The organism is Bradyrhizobium sp. NBAIM18, from assembly GCF_020193825.1.
GTDB classification, from domain to species: domain Bacteria; phylum Pseudomonadota; class Alphaproteobacteria; order Rhizobiales; family Xanthobacteraceae; genus Bradyrhizobium; species Bradyrhizobium yuanmingense.
The window spans coordinates 223,611-242,833 of the sequence record NZ_JADYVO010000001.1 but is presented as its reverse complement, the minus strand read 5'-3'; the positions used below and the strand labels follow the sequence as shown (position 1 = coordinate 242,833).

General features: G+C 65.2%; 16 protein-coding genes. 5 read left to right on the top strand and 11 right to left on the bottom strand.

From position 1 onward, the window contains the following. Positions 1-39 precede the first annotated feature (39 nt). Complete coding sequence (locus I6F17_RS01100) at positions 40-3,516, bottom strand: indolepyruvate ferredoxin oxidoreductase family protein (RefSeq protein ID WP_225123736.1); 3,477 nt, start codon at positions 3,514-3,516, stop codon at positions 40-42. 163 nt (positions 3,517-3,679) lie between these two features. Here I6F17_RS01100 and I6F17_RS01095 point away from each other — a divergent pair, with 163 nt between their 5' ends. From I6F17_RS01095 to I6F17_RS01085, 3 genes are all read left to right on the top strand, one after another. Beyond that, positions 3,680-4,621, top strand: a complete 942-nt coding sequence (locus I6F17_RS01095; protein WP_225123735.1) for a hypothetical protein — start codon at positions 3,680-3,682, stop codon at positions 4,619-4,621. A gap of 326 nt (positions 4,622-4,947) precedes the next feature. Further along, positions 4,948-5,646: an isochorismatase family cysteine hydrolase gene (locus tag I6F17_RS01090; RefSeq protein ID WP_109144580.1), complete on the top strand. Its 699-nt coding sequence runs from the start codon at positions 4,948-4,950 to the stop codon at positions 5,644-5,646. A gap of 10 nt (positions 5,647-5,656) precedes the next feature. Beyond that, positions 5,657-7,324, top strand: a complete 1,668-nt coding sequence (locus tag I6F17_RS01085) for a regulator (protein ID WP_225123734.1) — start codon at positions 5,657-5,659, stop codon at positions 7,322-7,324. A gap of 52 nt (positions 7,325-7,376) precedes the next feature. Here the strand turns inward: I6F17_RS01085 and soxA are convergent, their stop codons facing one another. From soxA to I6F17_RS01050, 7 genes are all read right to left on the bottom strand, one after another. Next, complete coding sequence (gene soxA / locus I6F17_RS01080; RefSeq protein WP_225123733.1) at positions 7,377-8,156, bottom strand: sulfur oxidation c-type cytochrome SoxA; 780 nt, start codon at positions 8,154-8,156, stop codon at positions 7,377-7,379. Continuing rightward, positions 8,153-8,470, bottom strand: coding sequence for a thiosulfate oxidation carrier complex protein SoxZ (gene soxZ / locus I6F17_RS01075; RefSeq protein ID WP_225123732.1), 318 nt, complete (start codon positions 8,468-8,470; stop codon positions 8,153-8,155). Before soxZ ends, soxA begins: the two co-directional genes overlap by 4 nt. Then, complete coding sequence (locus I6F17_RS01070; RefSeq protein WP_036037871.1) at positions 8,470-8,937, bottom strand: SoxY-related AACIE arm protein; 468 nt, start codon at positions 8,935-8,937, stop codon at positions 8,470-8,472. The genes soxZ and I6F17_RS01070 overlap by 1 nt, the downstream gene beginning before the upstream one ends. 5 nt (positions 8,938-8,942) lie before the next feature. Further along, the gene (soxX, locus tag I6F17_RS01065; RefSeq protein ID WP_036004323.1) at positions 8,943-9,389 is read right to left on the bottom strand and encodes a sulfur oxidation c-type cytochrome SoxX; all 447 of its coding nucleotides are present in this window, start codon (positions 9,387-9,389) and stop codon (positions 8,943-8,945) included. Beyond that, the gene (locus tag I6F17_RS01060; protein ID WP_225123731.1) at positions 9,382-10,653 is read right to left on the bottom strand and encodes an NAD(P)/FAD-dependent oxidoreductase; all 1,272 of its coding nucleotides are present in this window, start codon (positions 10,651-10,653) and stop codon (positions 9,382-9,384) included. Before I6F17_RS01060 ends, soxX begins: the two co-directional genes overlap by 8 nt. A 104-nt stretch (positions 10,654-10,757) precedes the next feature. Next, positions 10,758-12,944 (bottom strand): molybdopterin cofactor-binding domain-containing protein, encoded by a 2,187-nt coding sequence (locus I6F17_RS01055; protein WP_225123730.1) that lies wholly within the window; start codon positions 12,942-12,944, stop codon positions 10,758-10,760. Between the two features lie 12 nt (positions 12,945-12,956). Then, positions 12,957-13,406 (bottom strand): (2Fe-2S)-binding protein, encoded by a 450-nt coding sequence (locus tag I6F17_RS01050; protein ID WP_036004329.1) that lies wholly within the window; start codon positions 13,404-13,406, stop codon positions 12,957-12,959. A 357-nt stretch (positions 13,407-13,763) separates the two neighbouring features. On the opposite strand from I6F17_RS01050, the gene I6F17_RS01045 reads away from it, so the two are divergent. After that, positions 13,764-15,368 carry a B12-binding domain-containing radical SAM protein gene (locus I6F17_RS01045; RefSeq protein ID WP_128263563.1) on the top strand — a complete coding sequence of 535 codons (1,605 nt, stop codon included), beginning with the start codon at positions 13,764-13,766 and terminating at the stop codon, positions 15,366-15,368. Between the two features lie 4 nt (positions 15,369-15,372). Here I6F17_RS01045 and I6F17_RS01040 read toward each other — a convergent pair whose 3' ends face one another. Next, positions 15,373-16,761: an MFS transporter gene (locus I6F17_RS01040; RefSeq protein ID WP_225123729.1), complete on the bottom strand. Its 1,389-nt coding sequence runs from the start codon at positions 16,759-16,761 to the stop codon at positions 15,373-15,375. 445 nt (positions 16,762-17,206) lie between these two features. On the opposite strand from I6F17_RS01040, the gene cax reads away from it, so the two are divergent. Further along, positions 17,207-18,310: a calcium/proton exchanger gene (cax, locus tag I6F17_RS01035; RefSeq protein WP_225123728.1), complete on the top strand. Its 1,104-nt coding sequence runs from the start codon at positions 17,207-17,209 to the stop codon at positions 18,308-18,310. Between the two features lie 157 nt (positions 18,311-18,467). Here cax and I6F17_RS01030 read toward each other — a convergent pair whose 3' ends face one another. Together I6F17_RS01030 and I6F17_RS01025 are read right to left on the bottom strand one after the other, a co-directional pair. After that, positions 18,468-18,743: a hypothetical protein gene (locus tag I6F17_RS01030; protein WP_225123727.1), complete on the bottom strand. Its 276-nt coding sequence runs from the start codon at positions 18,741-18,743 to the stop codon at positions 18,468-18,470. A 14-nt stretch (positions 18,744-18,757) separates the two neighbouring features. Then, on the bottom strand, positions 18,758-19,189 hold the full coding sequence (locus I6F17_RS01025; RefSeq protein WP_128263559.1) for a pyridoxamine 5'-phosphate oxidase family protein: 432 nt from the start codon (positions 19,187-19,189) through the stop codon (positions 18,758-18,760). Positions 19,190-19,223 lie beyond the last annotated feature (34 nt).

The window sequence follows — 19,223 nt, the reverse complement described above, 5'->3', positions numbered from 1 at the left end:
TGTGTGTGGTTGACGCGGAGAGAGGTTGGCGCCTAGCCTCTACTCCGCCGCCGCGGCGAAGCGGCTGTTCTCGAGCTCCGCTTCCAGCCGCGCCGTCTCGGCCGCCGCCAGCTTGATGTTGGCTTCCTTGACATGGCCGAAGCCGCGGATGGTCTCCGGCACGCGCGCAAGCCGCGCCAGCAGCGGGATCTGCTCCGCCTTTAACCCTGTGATCCGCTGATCGATCATCGCCAGATAATCCGCGATCAATTTCCGCTCAGTCCGGCGCTCCTCGGTGCGGCCGAACGGATCGAACACGCTGCCGCGCAGGAACTTGAGCCTGGCGAGCACGCGGAAGGCGTGGATCATCCAGCTGCCGAACTCCTGCTTCTGCAGATGTCCGGTCGTCTTGTCGCGCTTTGTGAAGATCGGCGGCGCCAGATGGTACTTCAGCGTGAAGTCACCATCGAATTTTTCGGACACCTTTTTTGCAAAACTGCCGTCGGTGTAGAGCCGGGCGACCTCGTATTCGTCCTTGTAGGACATCAGCTTGAACAGGTTCTTTGCGACCGCTTCGGTGAGCTCGGTTGACCCCGCCGAAGCCGCGCTCTCCGCCTTGCGCACCTTCGCGACGGCTGCGAGGTAGCGGTCGGCATAGGCCTTGTCCTGATAGGAGTTCAGGAATTCCGCGCGCGTCGCGATGATGTCGTCGAGCGATTTCGCAGGCGCGGACGCTCTTGCCTTGAACTGGAGCACGCTGTGCACGCGCGACATGTCGTGGGCTGCGAGCCGGCCCCAGGTGAAGGCGAGCTTGTTCATCTCGATCGCAGCGCCGTTGATCTCGATGGCGCGGAGCAGGGCCTCCAGCGACAGCGGGATCGCGCCCTTCTGGAACGCAAAGCCCAGCATGAAGGGGTTGGTCGCGATGGAATCGCCCATCAGCGCCGCGGCAATGCCTGTGGCGTCGATGATGTCGAGGTTGTTATCGCCGATGGCGTCGCGGAGCACGGTCTGCATCGCGCCCATCTCGAAATCGAGATCGGGGTTTTGCACGAAGCTCGCGGTCGGCTGCAGATCGGCGTTGATGTAGGCCTTGGTCACGCCGCGCTCGGCGCGGCTCAGCGCCGTCGGGCCGGCTGAGACGATCATGTCGCAGCCGAGGATGACGTCGGCGCCGCCCGTGGTGATGCGGACCGCGGAGATGTCTTCCGGCCTCCGTGCGATGCGGACATGGCTCATCACTGCGCCGTTCTTCTGCGACAGGCCGGTGAAGTCGAGCGCCGAGCAGCCGCGGCCGTCGACATGGGCAGCCATGCCGAGCAGGGCACCGATGGTGATGACGCCGGTGCCGCCGATGCCGGTGACGAGGATGTTGTAGGGCCCGTCCAGCTCACGCGCCGGCGGCAGCGGCAGATCGGCGAACAGCTGGCCGGAATCCACAGCCGAGGTCTTCATCCGCTTCAGCGAGCCGCCATGGACGGTGACGAAGCTCGGGCAAAAGCCCTCGACGCAGGAAAAGTCCTTGTTGCAGTTCGACTGGTCGATCTGGCGCTTGCGGCCGAATTCGGTCTCCAGCGGCTGCACCGAGACGCAGTTCGAGGCCTGCGAGCAGTCGCCGCAACCTTCGCAGACCAGTTCGTTGATGAAGGCGCGCTTGGCGGGATCGGGATAGAGCCCGCGCTTGCGGCGGCGGCGCTTCTCGGCGGCGCAGGTCTGGTCGTAGATGACGACCGTTAGGCCCTTGATATCGCGCAGCTCGCGCTGCACGGCATCGAGCTCGCGGCGGTGGTGGATGGTCGCGCCTTGCGGGAAGTATCCGCCTTGCGGATACTTCGTGGGATCGTCGGAGACGATCGCAAGCCGCTTGACGCCTTCGGCCCAGACTTGATGGGCGATCTGCGCGACGTTGAAGGCGCCTTCGGCGGGCTGGCCGCCGGTCATCGCCACGGCGTCGTTGTAGAGGATCTTGTAGGTGATGTTGATGCCGGCGGCCGAAGCCGCACGAAGGGCGAGCAGGCCGGAATGCGTGTAGGTGCCGTCGCCGAGATTCTGGAAGATGTGATTCTCGGTGGTGAAGGGCGACTGGCCGATCCAGTTCACGCCCTCGGCGCCCATATGCGAGATCAGATCCGTGCGGCGGGTCGGCATGCTCAGCGCCATGCCGTGGCAGCCGATGCCGGCCATGGCGCGGCTGCCCTCGGGCACCCGAGTGGAGGTGTTGTGCGGGCAGCCCGAGCAGAAGAACGGCGTGCGCGCGAGCTTGATCGGCGTGCTGGTCGTGACGGGATTGTCGAAGGCCTCGAGCCGCGCGAGGCGCTGCTCCAGCACCGGGCTGTGATGGCCGAGCTTGCGCAAGCGCGCCACCAGCGCGCCAGCGACGATGGTCGGCGTCAGCTCGCCCTCGCTCGGCAACAGCGGTGCGCCGCGCTCGTCGCGCTTGCCCGTGACGGTCGGACGCTTTGAGGCATCGACGTTGTAGAGGATGCGCATCAACTGGTCTTCGATGAAGCCGCGCTTCTCCTCGACCACCAGCACGTCCTGAAGGCCCTCGGCGAAACGTTTGGCGCCGCTCTCCTCCAGCGGCCAGGTTATCGCGACCTTGTAGATGCGAAAGCCGAGGTCCTGCGCGTCCTTGTCGGTGATCCCCAGATCGGCGAGCGCCTGGCGCAGATCGAGATAGGCCTTGCCGGTGGCGACGATGCCGAGCCGCGCGGGCTTGGAATCGAGCACGATGCGGTCGAGCTGATTGGCGCGGGCGAAGGCCTGCACCGCTGCCATCTTCGGTCCGAACAGGCGCTTCTCCGCCTCCAGCGGCGGATCGGGCCAGCGGATGTTGAGGCCGCCGGGCGGCATCTCGAAATCGTCGGGCACCACGATCTTGATGCGTTCGGGGTCGCTATAGATCGAGGCCGAGCTCTCCACCGTCTCGCTGATCGCCTTGAAGCCGACCCAGCAGCCGGAGAAGCGTGACAGCGCAAAGCCGTAGAGGCCGAGGTCGAGATAGTCTTGCAGCGTGGCAGGGTTGATCACGGGGATCAGCGCCGCCGCGAACACCTGCTCGCTCTGATGCGCCAGCGTCGAGGATTGGCAGCCGTGGTCGTCCCCGGCGAGCGCCAGCACGCCGCCATGAAGCGAGGTGCCGGCGGCATTGGCATGCTTGAGCGCATCGACCGAGCGATCGACACCGGGACCCTTGCCATACCAGATGCCGAACACGCCATCGACCTTGGCGCCGGGAAACAGGCCGACCTGCTGGCTGCCCCAGACCGCAGTTGCGGCGAGGTCCTCGTTCAAACCAGGGACGAAAGCGATGTCGTGCTGCTGAAGGTGCGACTTTGCGCGCCACAACGCGTGGTCGTACATGCCGAGCGGGGAACCGCGATAGCCCGAGATGAAGCCGCCGGTGTTGAGGCCCTGAAGCCGGTCGCGTTCGCGCTGCAACATGGGCAGGCGGACCAGGGCCTGCGTGCCGGACAGGAAGATCCGCTTCGATTCGAGCCGGTATTTGTCGTCCAGCTCGACCTGCAACAGCGTCATTCGGAAGTCCTCGTCTTTCGTTCGGCGGGAGGTTTGCGCTGCGGGAGGAATCGCGGCTGCGCGATGCGAATTGTGACAGTCAAAAGGATGGGCCAGCGAAGTCAATATCGCTGGCCGCATCCGTGGCGCTCCTGCTAGTCATGGCTTGCACGCGGAGGAAAACATGACGGCGTTCGAGACCGAGATCACTCAGACCGGAGGCGCCTTGGTCGGGCCGTGGCGTCGGCCACGCCAGATGCTGCAGGCGCAGACTTACGACGCGCACGCCTCGATCCACGACGACGCCACTGCGCAGAAGCTCGGCTTCAAGGGCGGCACCATCGAGGGTCCGACGCATTTCAGCCAGTTTGCCCCGCTTTGCGAGCGGCGATGGGGGCAGGTCTGGTTTGAAAGAGGTTGCCTTTCTGCCCACTATCGCAACGTCTGCTACGAGGGGGAAGAGGTGCAGGCGATCCTGATGGCTTCTTCGGATGAGCAACCGGAGTGTCAAATTCAAATGGTCAAGCGGGACGGCACCGAAGTGCTGCGCGGCACGGCTTCCATCGTCGACAGCCCAACAGCCCTTGATCTGCGTCTGCGTGAGCTTAAGCCGCTCGCCGACCCGGTGATCCTTCGCGACGTGCAAGTCGGTGTGACCGGCAAGCGGCAGCCGGTGCGCATGGCGTTCGACCAGAACATGGGCGACCTCTATCCGTTCTCGCTGAGGCAGAAGCTCGCCGTCATCACCGAGAGCTCGCCGTACTATTCGGGCGCGGATAATCCGTGGGGCAAGCCCATCATCCCCATGGAGATGCTGAGCGTGCTGTTCCAGTACCGCTCCAAGGACGATCCGCTGCCGGCCAAGGGCCCGGCCGTCGGCCTGTTCGCCGACCAGGAGATCCGCCTGCTGAAGGGGCCGCTCTTCGAGGGCGAGGAATACGAGGTCGAGCGCGAAGTGGTCGCGCTGTCCGGCAGCCGCCGCACTGAAAGCGCCTGGGTCAAGACGCGCGTGTTCGACAAGGCGGGCACGATGATGGCAGCCATGCTGCTGAACATGGCGACGCTGAAGGAGTCCTATGCGCCGTATGAGGAGGAGTATCGGCGGCTGTATGGGGCAGGGCGGTAGCCTCTGCTCGTAATTCCGGGGCGCGCGTAGCGCCGAGCTATCATGCGCAATTGCGCATCAGAGAATCCATCTCACCTCGCGCACTGCCGCCCGATGGATTCCGGGCTCGACTTTCGCGTCGCCCCGGAATGACGAGCGGAGGCCGCTCATCCTTTAAGCAGATGCACGGCGCGAAGCCGTCGCACAGGGAATGAGCAGACGCCGATCGCCGGCGTAACCTTCTGACCAGACGACAAATTCCCTCGCTATCCGCGCTCAACCGCAATTGTACACAATGGCACGGCGCTTGCAGAACTCCCGCTCAGGAGAGTTCTCGCGGGGCCGTCATGTTGAACTCAGCCAAGCCGACAAGGGGCGTCGTCAGCGCCGAGCCTGAGCCGATCACGCTCGACTGGCCCGCCACCGCACTCCTCATCATCGACATGCAGCGCGACTTCATGGAGCCCGGCGGCTTCGGCGAGACGCTGGGCAATGACGTCAGCCAGCTCGCGCGCGCGGTGAAGCCGATCGGCGCGGTGCTGACGGCGGCGCGCGACACCGGCATGCTGGTCATTCACACGCGCGAGGGGCATCTGCCCGATCTCTCCGACGCGCCGCCGGCCAAGGTCGAGCGCGGCGCGCCGAGCCTTCGCATCGGCGATCCCGGTCCGATGGGGCGCATCCTCATTCGCGGCGAGGCCGGCCACGACATCATTCCCGAGCTCTATCCGCTCGACAGCGAAATCGTGATCGACAAGCCCGGCAAGGGGGCGTTCTACGCGACCGAGCTCGGCGAGGTCCTGGAGAAATACGGCATCGAGAATTTGCTCGTGTGCGGCGTCACCACCGAAGTGTGCGTCAATACCACGGTGCGCGAGGCCAACGACCGCGGCTATCGCTGCGTCGTCATCGCCGACGGCTGCGCGTCCTACTTCCCCGAGTTTCACGAGATGGGCCTGAAGATGATCAAGGCCCAGGGCGGCATCTTCGGCTGGGTCGCGGATTCAGCCGCAGTTCTGGAGGCAATGACGGTTTCGACCACATAGGGGTATTATCATGAGCACATTGAAGGGGGCGGCCGGCAGTTCTGATCTGAACAAGTCCGAGTTCAAGCCGGCGCTATGGACTTCGGGCGACTGGAACGCGTTGTTCGGCTTCGGCACCAACATCCTCGTCAACATGTTGGTGCTCACGGGCCTGTTGCGCTTCGTGCTGAAGATGCCCGACAGCCTCGTGTTCGGCCGCATCCTGCCCGCGCTCGGGCTGATGATGTGTCTCTCCACCTTCTATTACGCCTATCTCGCCTATCGCCTGGCCCAGAAGACCGGCCGCAACGACGTCTGCGCGCTGCCGTCGGGCGTCAGCGTGCCGCACATGTTCATCGTGACCTTCGTGATCATGCTACCGATCACGCTCAAGACCGGCGATCCGCTCAAGGGCTGGTCGGCGGGCCTCGTTTGGGTGTTCTTCCAGAGCTTCATTCTGATGATCGGCGGCTTCATTGCGCCGTTTATCCGCAAGATCACGCCGCGCGCGGCGCTGCTCGGCACGCTCGCGGGCGTCTCCGTGACCTTCATCTCGATGCGGCCGGCGTTAGAGATGTACATGACGCCGCAGATCGGTCTCGTCTGCTTCGCCATCATCCTGGTGAGCTGGTTCGGCGGCGTGAAATACTGGCGCGGCATTCCCGCGGGCCTTGTCGCGATCGCGGCCGGCATGATCATCGCATGGGGCTCGAACCTGTTCGGGCTCGGCCTCGGCGGCCTGAGCATCGCGGGTGTCGGCGCGGCCTTTGCCAATTTCGGCTTCTCGGTGCCGATCCCGGCGTTTGGCTATGTCTTCTCCGGCTTCGAGTTCCTCGGCATCATCCTGGTCACCGCCATTCCGTTCGGCATCTACGACCTGGTCGAGGCCATGGACAATGTCGAGAGCGCGGAAGCGGCCGGCGACGACTATCCGACCACGCGCGTGCTCACCGCCGACGGCGTCGTCAGCCTGATCGGCTGCCTGATGGGCAATCCCTTCATCAACGCGGTCTATATCGGCCATCCCGGCTGGAAGGCGATGGGTGGCCGGATCGGCTATTCGGCTGCGACCGGCGTCATGGTGGTGGTGCTGTCCTGGTTCGGCATCATCTCGGTACTGCTGGCGCTGGTGCCCGTCGTCGCAATCTCGCCGATCCTGCTCTATATCGGCATGCTGATCGGCGCGCAGGCGTTCCAGACCACGCCGGTCAAGCATGCACCCGCGATCGTGCTGGCGCTGACCCCGCACCTTGCCGCCTGGGCCAAGCTGCAGATCGATACGATGCTGGCCTCGACCATGACTGCGGCAGCAACCGTCGGCGGGATGGCGGCGGACAAGGCCGACGCAGTCAAAACGGCTGCGATTGCCGCGCTGCCGCAGCAAGGCGTGTTCTATCACGGCCTCGAGGTGATGGGCGGCGGCTCCATCCTCGGCGGCCTTATCCTGGGCGCCATTGGTGTCTTCATCATCGAGCGCGATTTCGAGAAGGCCTCCGCCTTTGCGCTGGTCGGGGCGATCCTGACCTATTTCGGCTTCATGCATGGCGAGGCCGTCGGTATCGGCGGCGGCTTCGGCGTGACCCCCGCGGTCGCGCTGGCCTACGCCGTGATGGCGGCAGGCCTGTTCGCCGCCAGCAAGCTCGGCGCCAGCGAGCACTATGCCGCGCATCCGGAGATGTCGGCCGCACCGGCGGAGTAGCGCGGCTTCATCCTTGCGGAATGGCCGGGCGGATGGCCCGGCCGTTGCTGTTTCAGGGGCGCACCGCCGGTGTTTCCATCGGCAGGCCACGTGCCCGCGACATCAGGTACAGTTCGAGCGCGACCAGCTCGGGCGAGCCGTAATCATAGGCCTGGGCGCGGACCCCGGTCATGCAGCTGCGCAGCCGCCGCTCCAGCGAGCCAAGCGTCTGCCATTCCAGTCGATACAGTGGATAGCCGGTCGGCTGTCCTTGCGTGATCGGGGCGCCCGCGAGGCGTTTGTCGAAATTGTCGTCATGGCAGTTGGTGCAGGCAAGGTTGAGCTGGCCTTCGCGCTGCATGAAGAGATCGCGGCCCTGGTCGACAAACGGCTTGAGCTGCGGATCGTCGCCGGCCGTGATCGGAATGCCGCGTGACTGGTGGGCGACGAAGGCGGACAAGGCGAGCAGGTCGCGGCTCTCGTCGGGCAGCGGCGTTGCCTGCTGATGATTGGCGCGGCAGAGATTGATGCGCTGGTCGAGCGTGACGGGGCGGCCCAGCGCCTTGTCGAAAGCGGGGTAGCGCGCCGCGACGCCCTTCATGCTGGTGCGCGCGTCGTCATGACAATCGGCGCATGCCCTGTCGGCGCTGCCGGTCTTCTTCTTCCACAGCTGCTCGCCATCGAGCACGAACAGCATGCCGGGATTGGCGGTGTCGTCGTCCTGCATCGCCCGAGTGTCCGGGCCCATGAACGCATAGCCGGAGCGGCGCGCATCGGGCGGGATCTCTGCGGCGAGCAGGGCGGGGCCCGTGACGAGCAATATCGCCGCCGCTATCGCGCGCCAAGCGATCATCCGACCGTGATCGATGCCGATGCGGTGGACGAATAGCCGTTGTCGCCAATCCACTCGAACTCGAACTTGCCGCTCTCCTTGGCCACCGTGAAGAACGACAAATATGGGTTCGCCGCGATCGCCGGAAACAGGTCGGCACGAAAGATCTCGGCGCCGTTGTAGCGGCAGGTGAAGCTCGTGATGATGTCGCGCGGCACGAGCTTGCCGTCCGCGGTATGGCGGAATCCTGTTTCCATGATGTGCGAGGTCAGCGTGCGGATCTCGATGATCTCGCCGCGTTTGGCTTTCGAGGGAACGTTGATGAGGGCCGCCATCAGTTCATCTCCTCGGTGCAGGCCGCCAGCGTCACGACGACATCGGCGGCAACTTGCCAGAACGTGTCGTCGGACAGGCGCGCGATCGCGACCACCTTCTGGGTGTCGGCGAGCCGGATCCGGGTCGAGACCTGGGCGCGGCCGGAGGAAGGACCAAGATAGAAATTGCCGATGTTCGGCTGCGGGTTCTTCTCGTTGAAGACGTGGATGCTCTTGACGTGGTCGTCTGCCGTCATCGGGCTTGCAACGCTGACCGTCATCGGCACCGTGTTGCCGTTCTCGACCAGCGGCGGAATGTCGAGCCTGATCCTGCCGCTGCGAAGCTGGGCTTCGCCGACGAGGTTACGGATCGCAGCGTTGAGCATCGCCGGCGTCGCTTGAAGCGGCCGCAGCGTCACGATCGGGACCGTGCCGGCGACTGTCACGCCTCCGGCAAGGTTCAAGAATTGTCGTCGCGTGGTTGGCATGAAACCTAGTCCCGAAGCGTTGCAAGAAAAGCCACGATGTCCTCGATCTCCGCAGCCGACAGGATCGGCTTGCCGGCGAAGTTGCGTCCGACGCGGACGAGGCCGTCGTTGCGATAATAGGACGGCATGATGGTGTCCGGATTGAAGCGCGAGGCATCGACCAGTCGAAGCCGCAACTGGCTCGCGGACCACCGGTTCCCGGCACCGGCAAGATCAGGCGCGAGGTCGCCCTGGAACCGCGTTTCCGGAAATGGGCCGGAATGGCAGAGGATACAGGTCGTCGTGCGAGCGAGCACCAGCGCGCGCCCACGCGTGGCATCGCTGGGCGAGCCGGTGAGCGAGGCGGGAATGCCGTCGCCGACGATTGTGTAGGGCACAAGCTCGTCCGCGCTCGCGCTGCAGGCGAGGCTGGCAGAGATCAGCGCTGCGATATGGATCGGTGCTCTAGCCAAAGGTATCCGCCGTGATGGTTTCAAACCAGCGCTCGGCCTCGTCCGCCTCGCGGGCGCGCAATTCGCGCGGCGCGTCGACCGGGCTCGTGGTGCCGCCCTCGACCTCGGCGAAGATGTCGCCCCTGGGCTCGTAGTTGCCGGCCAACGAAAAGCCGTAACCGGGCGCGACGACGTTGTAACAGACGCCTGTCAGGCGTGGCGTCTTCGGCGGGCGGCCTGCAAAGAGATTCACGATCGCTCCAGCACAGGCCTTGCCTTGCGCGCTCGCAGCGGATGCTGATTTGGGAATGCCCCCGCCAAGGCAGGCATCGCCGATGACGTGGACGTTCGAAACGAGTTTCGACTCGAACGTGACGGGATCGATCGGGCACCAGCCCGTCGCGTCCGCAGCGCCCGCGATGGCGGCGATGCGCCCCGCGCGCTGCGGCGGGATGACGTTGGCGACATCAGGGGTGTAGTTGCCGAACTCCGTGACGATGGTTCGCATCGTCGGATCGACCGAGGTGACGCGGCCGCCTTGCGACAGTGCGACGCGCTCGATCATGTCGCCATAGAGCTCCTTCCACGCTTTCTCGAACAGCCGCTGCTGAGAGAACGCGTCCTTGGCATCGAGGATCAGAACTTTCGACCGCGGCTTTCTCGACTTCAGGTAATGCGCGATCAGGCTCGCGCGCTCGTAGGGCGCTGGCGGGCACCGGGAAGGATTGGCCGGGATTGCAATGGCGATCGTGCCGCCGTCCGCCATCGCTTCCAATTGCCGGCGCAGCAAAAGCGTTTGCGCGCCGGCCTTCCAGCCGTGCGGCATCGTCTCCGGCGCGGCACCGTCGTAGCCGGGCAGGGCTTCAAGATGGAAGTCGATGCCGGGCGAGAGCACGAGGCGGTCATAGCCGAACGTGATGCCATCCCCCGTCGTCACACGACGCGTTTGCGTGTCGATGCCCGTCGCAGCCTGGATGACGATGCTGATGCCCCCGGCGGCAAGCTTGTCATAGCCGAACTGCTGCGCCTCGATCTCGCGCAGGCCCGCGATCACCTCGTTGCTGAAGGGACAGGAGATGTAAGTCTTGTTCGGCTCAATCAGGGTGACCTGCAATTTAGCATCGGCGCGCTTGAGCGCGCGGGCGCAAGCGGCGCCGCCAAAGCCGCCGCCGACCACGACGACGCGGCCCGCCGATTGTGCGCGCAGGATCGAAGGGGCGGCGAGCGATGTGGCTGCGACGGCGATGCCGAGGACGGCATTCCGCCGCGTTACCGGCGCATTCATGAGACCTGTCAGGAAAATGCTGCGGCGGCCGATACGGCCGCCGCGATTTGTCGTTTGAGCATGATCTTTTCGGAAACCCGCTCCACACTTCTCCGGATCATGCTTTACGCGAAGGTGATGTTCTGGTCGCGCAGCGGCACATGGCGGATGCGCTTGCCGGTCGCGGCGAAATACGCGTTCAGCACCGCCGGCGCCGCGATGCCGATGGTCGGCTCGCCGACGCCGCCCCAGAACCCGCCGCTCGGCACCATCACGGTCTCCACCTTCGGCATCTCGTTGATGCGCATCGAGTTGTAGGTGTCGAAGTTGGTCTGCTCGATCTTGCCGCCCTTCACCGTGCAGCCGCCGTAGAACAGCGCGGAGAGGCCATAGACGAAGGAGCCGGCGACCTGCCGTTCCACTTGCGCCGGATTGACGACGTAGCCGGGATCGGTGGAGGCGACGATGCGATGCACCTTGATCTTGTTGGCGTCGGTCACCGAGATCTCGGCGGCGCCGGCGACATAGCTGCCATAGCCCATGACCTGCGCGATGCCGCGATAGACGCCTTGCGGCGCCGGCGTGGTCCAGCCAATCTTCTCGGCCACCGCATTGAGCACCGCGAGGTGCTTGGGGTGGTTGCCCATCAGCTTGCGACGGAATTCTAGGGGGTCCTGGCCTGCGGCATGGGCGAGCTCGTCCATGAAGCATTCCATGTAGATTGCGTTGTGGTTGACGTTGACGCCGCGCCAGAAGCCGGGCGGGACGTGCGGGTTGCGCATCGCATGCTCGACCAGAAGGTTCGGTACCGAATAGCCGAATGCGGCTTCGCCGGATTGGGCGACGCCCTGGAATGCCGCGGGATCCATGCCGTTCTGCAACGCTTCGGGGCGGAGCGAGAACAGGATCGATTGCCCGGACAGGCGGTAGTGCAGCGCGATCAAGTTGTTGTTGGCATCGAACGCGCCGGTCATCTTGCACTGGGTGATCGGGTGATACCTGCCGTGCGCCATGTCCTCTTCGCGCGACCACAGCAGCTTGATCGGCGTGCCCGGCATCTGCTTGGCGATCATGACGGCCTGGCGGACATAGTCGGTCTGGCCGCGCCGGCCGAAGCCGCCGCCTGGCATCACTTTGTGCACGTCGCACTTCTCGGCCGGCAGGCCGGACGCTTCCAGCACCGCTGCAAACGCCGCCTCGCCGTTCTGCGTGCCGCACCAGACCTCGCATCTGTCCGCCGTGTAGAGCGCGGTGGCGTTCATCGGCTCCATCGTGGCGTGGTTCTGGAAGGGATAGGAGTAGACGGCCTCGACCTTCTTGGCGGCGCCGGCAATCGCGGCCTTCGCGTCGCCGTTCTTGTTGCCGACATAGGCCGGCTGCGCATTGTCGAGGCCCTCGGCCAGCCACTTCGCAATCGACTCGCTGGAGACCTTGGCGTTGTCGCCTTCGTCCCAGACGATCGGCAGCGCCTCCAGCGCGGTCTTGGCGTGCCACCAGGTGTCAGCAACGACCGCGACCGCGGTATCGCCCACCTTGACCACCTTCTTGACGCCTTTCATGTTGGCGATCTTGGCTTCGTCAAAGCTCTGCAGCTTGCCGCCGAACACCGGGCAGTCCTTGATCGCAGCGTTCAGCATGCCCGGCAGCTTGACGTCGACGCCGTAGATCATCGCGCCGGTGGTCTTGTCGGCGGTGTCGAGCCGATTGACGCCCTTGCCGATCAGCTTCCAGTCCTTCGGATCCTTCAGCTTGACGTCCGCCGGCGGCGTCAGTTTCGCCGCGGCCTCGGCGACCTTGCCGTAGGTCGTGGTCCGGCCCGAGGGCGTATGGGTGATGACGCTGTTCGCGGCCCTGCATTCGGACGCCGGCACTTTCCATGCGTCGGCTGCGGCCTGGATCAACATCACGCGCGCGGTGGCGCCGCCCTTGCGGACATAGTCCTGCGAGGAGCGGATGCCGCGGCTGCCGCCGGTTGAGAAATCACCCCAGACGCGCTTGCGGGCGACGCTCTGGCCGGGGGTTGGATATTCGGTCGTGACCTTGGTCCAGTCGCATTCGAGCTCCTCGGCAACGAGCTGGGCGAGGCCGGTCAGCGAGCCCTGACCCATCTCCGAGCGGGCGATGCGGATCACCACGGTGTCGTCGGGCCTGACCACGACCCAGGCGCCAATCTCCGGCGAGCCGTCGGCGGCACGGACCACGGCGGGGCCGCCGAAGGGCAGGTCGAGGCCGATGGCAAGGCCGGCACCCACCGCAGCGGTGCCGATGACGAAGGCGCGGCGGTTGAGCCGCGGCGATATATGCTTGTTCATGTGGGGATTTCCTTACGCGCTCGCGATCGTGTGGATCGCCTCGCGCACCTGCTGGAAGGTGCCGCAGCGGCAGATATTCGTGATGGCCTCGTCGATGTCGGCATCGGTCGGCTTCGGCTTCTCGTTCAAGAGCGCGGCCACCGCCATGATCATGCCGCTCTGGCAATAGCCGCATTGCGGCACGTCCTGGGCGATCCAGGCCTCCTGCACCTTGTGCAGCGTATTGCCCGAGGCGAGCCCCTCGATGGTGGTGATCTGCTTGCCCTCGGCCTCGCTGACCGAGATGCCGCAGGAGCGCATCGCAACGCCGTCGAGGTGAACCGTGCAGGCACCGCATTGTGCAATGCCGCAACCGTATTTGGTGCCGGTCAGACCCGCATTCTCGCGGATCGCCCAAAGCAGCGGCGTATCCGGCTCGACGTCGAGCGTGAAGGGTTTTCCGTTGATTGTTAGGTTTGCCATCGCAAGTCCCCTGATTGGCCCAATCCACCGATTGAACTCAGAGGCGCAATGTGTGCGGCAAACTGGAACGGTTCAAATCAACAGTCCGAGGTTTAAATCAACAAACCGAGCGCGGCCAGGGCGCATGGCCCCCGCTCTGGGGTATGGACCGGGACGCCGTTTTGGCTCATCCCTTCGCAATCGATTCGGGTTGAGGCCTTGTTCCGAGGGCGCCAATCCGCGGCTTGAGGCGACGTCCGGCTGTGAATGCCGGTTCCAGGTCCCCGCGCCGCTTGCCCAGCGGCGACAGTTTGTCCCTATTGCCGGGGTGCAAGACGCGGGCGCTTTGGTACACTGCGCCGACGCAAAAGGAGTTCCATGAACGTGCCGAGTCCCTGCAACGTACTGATGCTCTACCCGCTGTTCTCGGCAGAGTCCTTCTGGACCTTCGGCGAATCCTGCAAAGTGCTGGGCGTCAAGCGCCCGGCCGCCCCCCTGGGCCTGATCACCGTCGCCGCGATGCTGCCCGAGAGCTGGACCGTCCGGCTGATCGATTGCAACACCGCGCCGTTCGGGGAGGAGGATCTCGCCTGGGCCGACGTCGTCTTCACCGGCGGAATGTTGCCCCAGCAGGCCGACACGTTGCGTCTGATCGAGCTCTGCCGCGCCGCCGGCAAGCCGGTCGTGGTCGGCGGTCCTGATCCCACCTCGAGCCCCCACATCTACGAGCGGGCCGACTTCCGGGTGCTCGGCGAGGCCGAGAGCGTCATGAACGAATTCATCGCGGCCTGGGAGAGCGGCGCGCGATCCGGCCTCTTCACCGCACCGAAGTTCCAGGCCGACGTCACCAAGACGCCGGTGCCGCGTTTCGACCTGCTCAAGTTCGAGGACTATCTCTATCTCGGTGTGCAATATTCGCGCGGCTGTCCGTTCACCTGCGAATTCTGCGACATCATCGAGCTCTACGGGCGGGTGCCGCGGACCAAGACGATCGAGCAGATGTTCGTCGAGCTCGAGACGCTCTACAAGATGGGCTATCGCGGTCATCTCGACTTCGTCGACGACAACTTCATCGGCAACAAGAAGTCGCTGCGGCAGTTCCTGCCGAAGCTCGCCGAATGGCAGCGCACGCACGGCTATCCCTTCGAATTCTCCACGGAAGCCTCGGTCAATCTCGCCGACGACCCGGAGCTGTTGGAGCTGATGGGTGCGGCCAATTTCTTCGGCATCTTCGTCGGCATCGAAAGTCCGGACCCGGCGACGCTGGTCGCGATGCGCAAGAAGCAGAACACGCGGCGCAACATCGCCGAGAGCATCCACAAGATCTACGCCGCCGGCATGCTCGTCACCGCGGGCTTCATCGTCGGCTTCGACAACGAGAAGGTCTCGATGGCGGAGGCGATGATCGACTTCATCGAGGAGGCGGCAATCCCCGTCGCCATGGTCGGCCTGCTCTATGCCTTGCCCAACACGCAGCTCACGCGCCGGCTGGAGCGCGAAGGCCGGCTGCATTCCGGGCACGACGTGGCGCCGACGATTGGCGCCGATCAGTGCACGGCGGGCATCAATTTCGATCCGGTCCGCCCGTTGCGCGACATCCTGACGGACTACAAGCGGGTGCTGGAACACATCTACAGCCCGGCGGCCTATGCAGCACGTGTCGACCGCCTGATGACGCTGCTCGACCGGTCGAGGCAGCGTTCCGAGCTTGCCGAAGGCGATATCCGCTCCAAGCTCGGAGCCATGGAGACCGTGCACAAGGTGGTGTCCGCGCTTCCTGAGGCGCGGGGGCCGCTCTGGCAGACCTTCATGAACTGCGCCAAGCGCGACACGTCATCGGCGCGCATCGCCGTGCAGATGATCGCGGCCTATGCACATCTCGGCCCGTACTCCCGCAAGGTCATCGCGGCGATCGACGAGCGCTTGGCGGCGCTGGACAACGAGGCCGTCGCTCCGGTGGCTGTCGGCGTGACGGCGGCCTGACAGCTTACTTCACGCCGAGCCGCAGGAAGCTCATCACGCTGCCGAGCGCGGCAAAGCCCGCGCCGAGCGCCAGCGCCAGCGTCGCGCCCTCGTGGCCAGCGAGTGCGAAGCAGGCGGCGGCGAGCGCCGCGCCGGTGGTCTGCCCAGTCAGGCGCGCGGTCGCGACGATGCCGGAGGCGCTGCCGCTGCGGTGGGGCGGTGCGCTTGCCATCACCGCCTTCATGTTCGGCGCCTGGAAGAAGCCGAAGCCCATGCCGCAGATCACCATCCGCCAGATGATGTCGGCAATGGCGGGATTGGGCGGCAGCGTCGCCAGCAGCGCCATACCGAGACCGAGTAGGACGAGGCCGATGCCGCCGAGCAGGCCGACGGCATGGCGGTCGGAGAGGCGGCCTGCGATCGGCGCCATGATGCCGACCACCAGCGGCCAGGGCGTCATGAAGAAGCCGGTCTCGACCTGCGAGCGGCCGAGCACGTCCTCGAAATAGAACGGCAGCGAGACGAAGGCGAGGCCCTGGACGGCGAAGGCGCACACCGCCGTTGCCGCCGACAGCGCGAACATCGGCCTGGCGAACAGGTCAATCGGCAGCATCGGCGCGGGATGATCGGCGTGGCGGCGGGTCAGGATCACGCCGAGCACCAGGGCTGTGACCAGCTCGATGCCGACCACGAATGGCGACAGATTGTGCGCGGCGCTGCCGATGCCGGTGATGAACAGGCCGAGGCAGGCGGTGGCCAGGATCGCGCCGAGCAAGTCGAAGCCGTGATCGGCGCGCGGGGTCTTCGGCAGCATGGCAAAGCCGATGCCGATGGCGATGAGGCCGAAGGGGATGTTGACGGCGAACAGCCACGGCCACGGGCCGAAGGCGAGGATGGCGGAGGCGATCGAGGGCCCGAAAGTGAAGGCGGTCGCGACCACGAGTGCGTTGTGACCGAAGCCGCGGCCGAGCATGCGGCCGGGATAGACGAAGCGCACCAGCGCCGTGTTGACGCTCATGATGCCGCTCGCGCCCAGCCCTTGCAGCGTGCGCGCCAGCAACAGGCTGTCGAGCGACCATGCCACCGCGCAGAACAGCGAGGCAATGGTGAACAGGATCAGTCCGCCGAGATAGATGCGCTGGTGCCCGACGATCTCGCCGAGCGCCCCGAGCGGCAAGAGCGTCGCCACCAGCGCGATCTGGTAGACGTTGACGACCCAGATCGACTGCTCCGGCGTGACGTGCAGGTCGGCGGCGATGGCGGGCAGGGCGATGTTGGCAATGGCAGTGTCGAGCGAGGCCATCGCGAGCGCAGTGAAGATCGCGGCAACCGCCCAGCGCCGCTGCGTCGACGGAAGACCGTCGGCGGTGGGATGGTCGGGCTCGCGCGCGGCGGCAGGTAACGTGATCGTCATTTTTGTTGGCGCGCTGCTCCGGCGGCGTAGCCGTGGGGGACGTTCGGCATGTACTACGGAGGCGCCGGCTTCCACAGGCGCAAGCTTGCATGCTGTGTATGCGCGAAGGTCAGGCGATGCGGCTGCGCTGCGAGCGCAGGGCGAGGCCAAATGAAAAAAAGTCGAAAAACAACCCCATGCACAGTAGAAGGCCCTTTGATCGACAAGGCATTTTCCCGCCGTGTCGCAAACGGCGGTCGCAGCCGCGATCAGGTTGACCCGTCGGGCAAAACACTGGCAGGATGCCAGCGTGCCAGCGTGCCAGCGTGCCAGCGAGCGGTCGGGAGCAGGCCGCATGCGCGTCCTGCGCGCGCCGCCTCCACCACGCCGACCTTGAGACAGATCAATACTCGACCTGCGCGGTCGCCCGACCTTTCCATCAGCGCATCGATGGAAGGGCGGCCACATGCAGACTTTGCTCAGGGAAATCCGGAATACCCCTTTGCTCTGGATGCTGGCCTTCGTGCCCATCGTGCTGGTGGCCGAGGCGGTGGCGCCGCATTCCCACACGCTGCTGTTCGTGCTCGCGGTGCTGGCCATCGTTCCGCTGGCGGCGCTGCTCAGCCACGCCACCGAGGCGGTTGCTGCCAAGACCGGCGATGCCGTGGGCGGATTGCTCAATGCAACGCTCGGCAATCTGACCGAGCTGATCATCGCCATCACGGCGCTGCGCGCCGGCCAGTACATGCTGGTGAAGGCCTCGATTGCGGGCGCGATCGTCACCAACGCGGTGTTCATGCTGGGCGCCTGCCTGCTGCTGGGCGGCCTGCGTTATCACGTGCAGGAATATAACCGCGCCGGTGCGCGGCTTTCGTCCGGCCTGTTGCTGATGGCGACCGTCGCCTTGCTTGCGCCTTCGGCGGTCGCCGATCTCGACCACCTGCCGCAGGGCGGGGGCATCCTCAACAAGCTCAGCCTCGGCATTTCGGTCCTGCTCATTATCGCTTACGGGCTCGGCCTGTTGTTCTCGCTGCGAACGCACAAGGAATTGTTCGCAAGCGCCGGTCACGGCGACGGCGACAAGGAGGCGCACTGGCCGATCGGAACAGCCGTCGGCACGCTGCTGGTCGTCACCGTGCTGGTAGCGCTGGTCAGCGAGATCTTCGTGGAATCGGTGCAGAAGGCGGCGGAAACCTTCGGAATGAGCCCGGCCTTCGTCGGCTTCATCGTCGTCTCGCTGGTCGGCGCCGCCGCGGAATTCGCGGTGGCCTTCGCCGCGGCACGCAAGGACCGGCTCGACATGGCCGTCAGCATCGCGCTCGGCAGCGCCTCGCAGATCGCGCTGTTCGTCGCACCCGCTTTGGTGCTGCTCAGCTATGTCGTGGGGCCGAAGCCGATGGACCTGCAGTTCTGGCCGGGCGCGGTCACCATGATGATGATCGCGACGGTGACGTCGGGCTTCATCACCGCCAGCGGGCGCTCGGCGTGGTTCGTCGGCGCCCTGCTGATCTTCATCTATGCCGTGTTCGCGCTGACGCTGTACGTGGTCCCGCCGGCGGGGCAGGGGTGAAGTTCGGTGCCCCTCGATCTCGCCCGGGTAGGCTATTGGTCGTACGAGAAAATGCCAGTTCCAGGCCGCGATCGTCGGCGTCAGCCCGGGTGCGTGGCGGCGCGATGCGCAGGGATCAGCAAACCGCGAAGGTTAGGCGTGCTTCGTCGAAATCACCTTACGGCACAAACGTGCTGAGCTCGTAGACGACGACCGCAGCGCCGAGACAGCGCCGCCAGGGATTCACGCCGCGGATGATCTCGTCGGCGCCCCAAATCATCAGTCCGCCTTTCAAGACGATTGTCAGGGCGACGCTGGCTCTTCCCGCGGAAGGCCAGAGCCAAAGCAGAGCTCCCGCGAAGATCACGGCCCAAAGAACGAGGTTGGGCCATTGCGCGATGGTGATGGCACCGGTTTCGCGGCTCCTGAAGAACCAATCGAGGAATCGGCGCACGATCACCGCGTCGGTCAGATCACGACCTCACCCTCTTCGCGGCCCGTCCAATAAGTGATGCGCTTGGCTTTGACCTTGATCAGGACGATGCCCGGCGTATCGATGCCGTTGTCGAACCACTTGTCGAGGTCGCTGGTCCAATGCTGTTGGAAGGCGGCCTTGTCGCGGATCAGCTCGGCAGTCCCTTCGACCGCGACGTAGACCCCCTTCGAGAATAGGCCCGCCTCCGATGAGAATCCGAGCGCTACCTTGGGATTTCGTTGGATGTCCGATACCGTCCGCGCCTGTTCGTAGGTGAAGTAATACGAGGTGCCGTCGTAGGCGACGTCGCCATTGTTGCTCATCGGACGGTTGGCAATCTCGCCGTTCTCGGTGTGCGTCGAGAGAATGGCGATGTCGATGCCGGCCATTTCCTTTGAGATTTCGGCGAGCGATTTCTTGGGCATGAACTTTCCTCCAGTGGAGCGGAGGCAACGACTG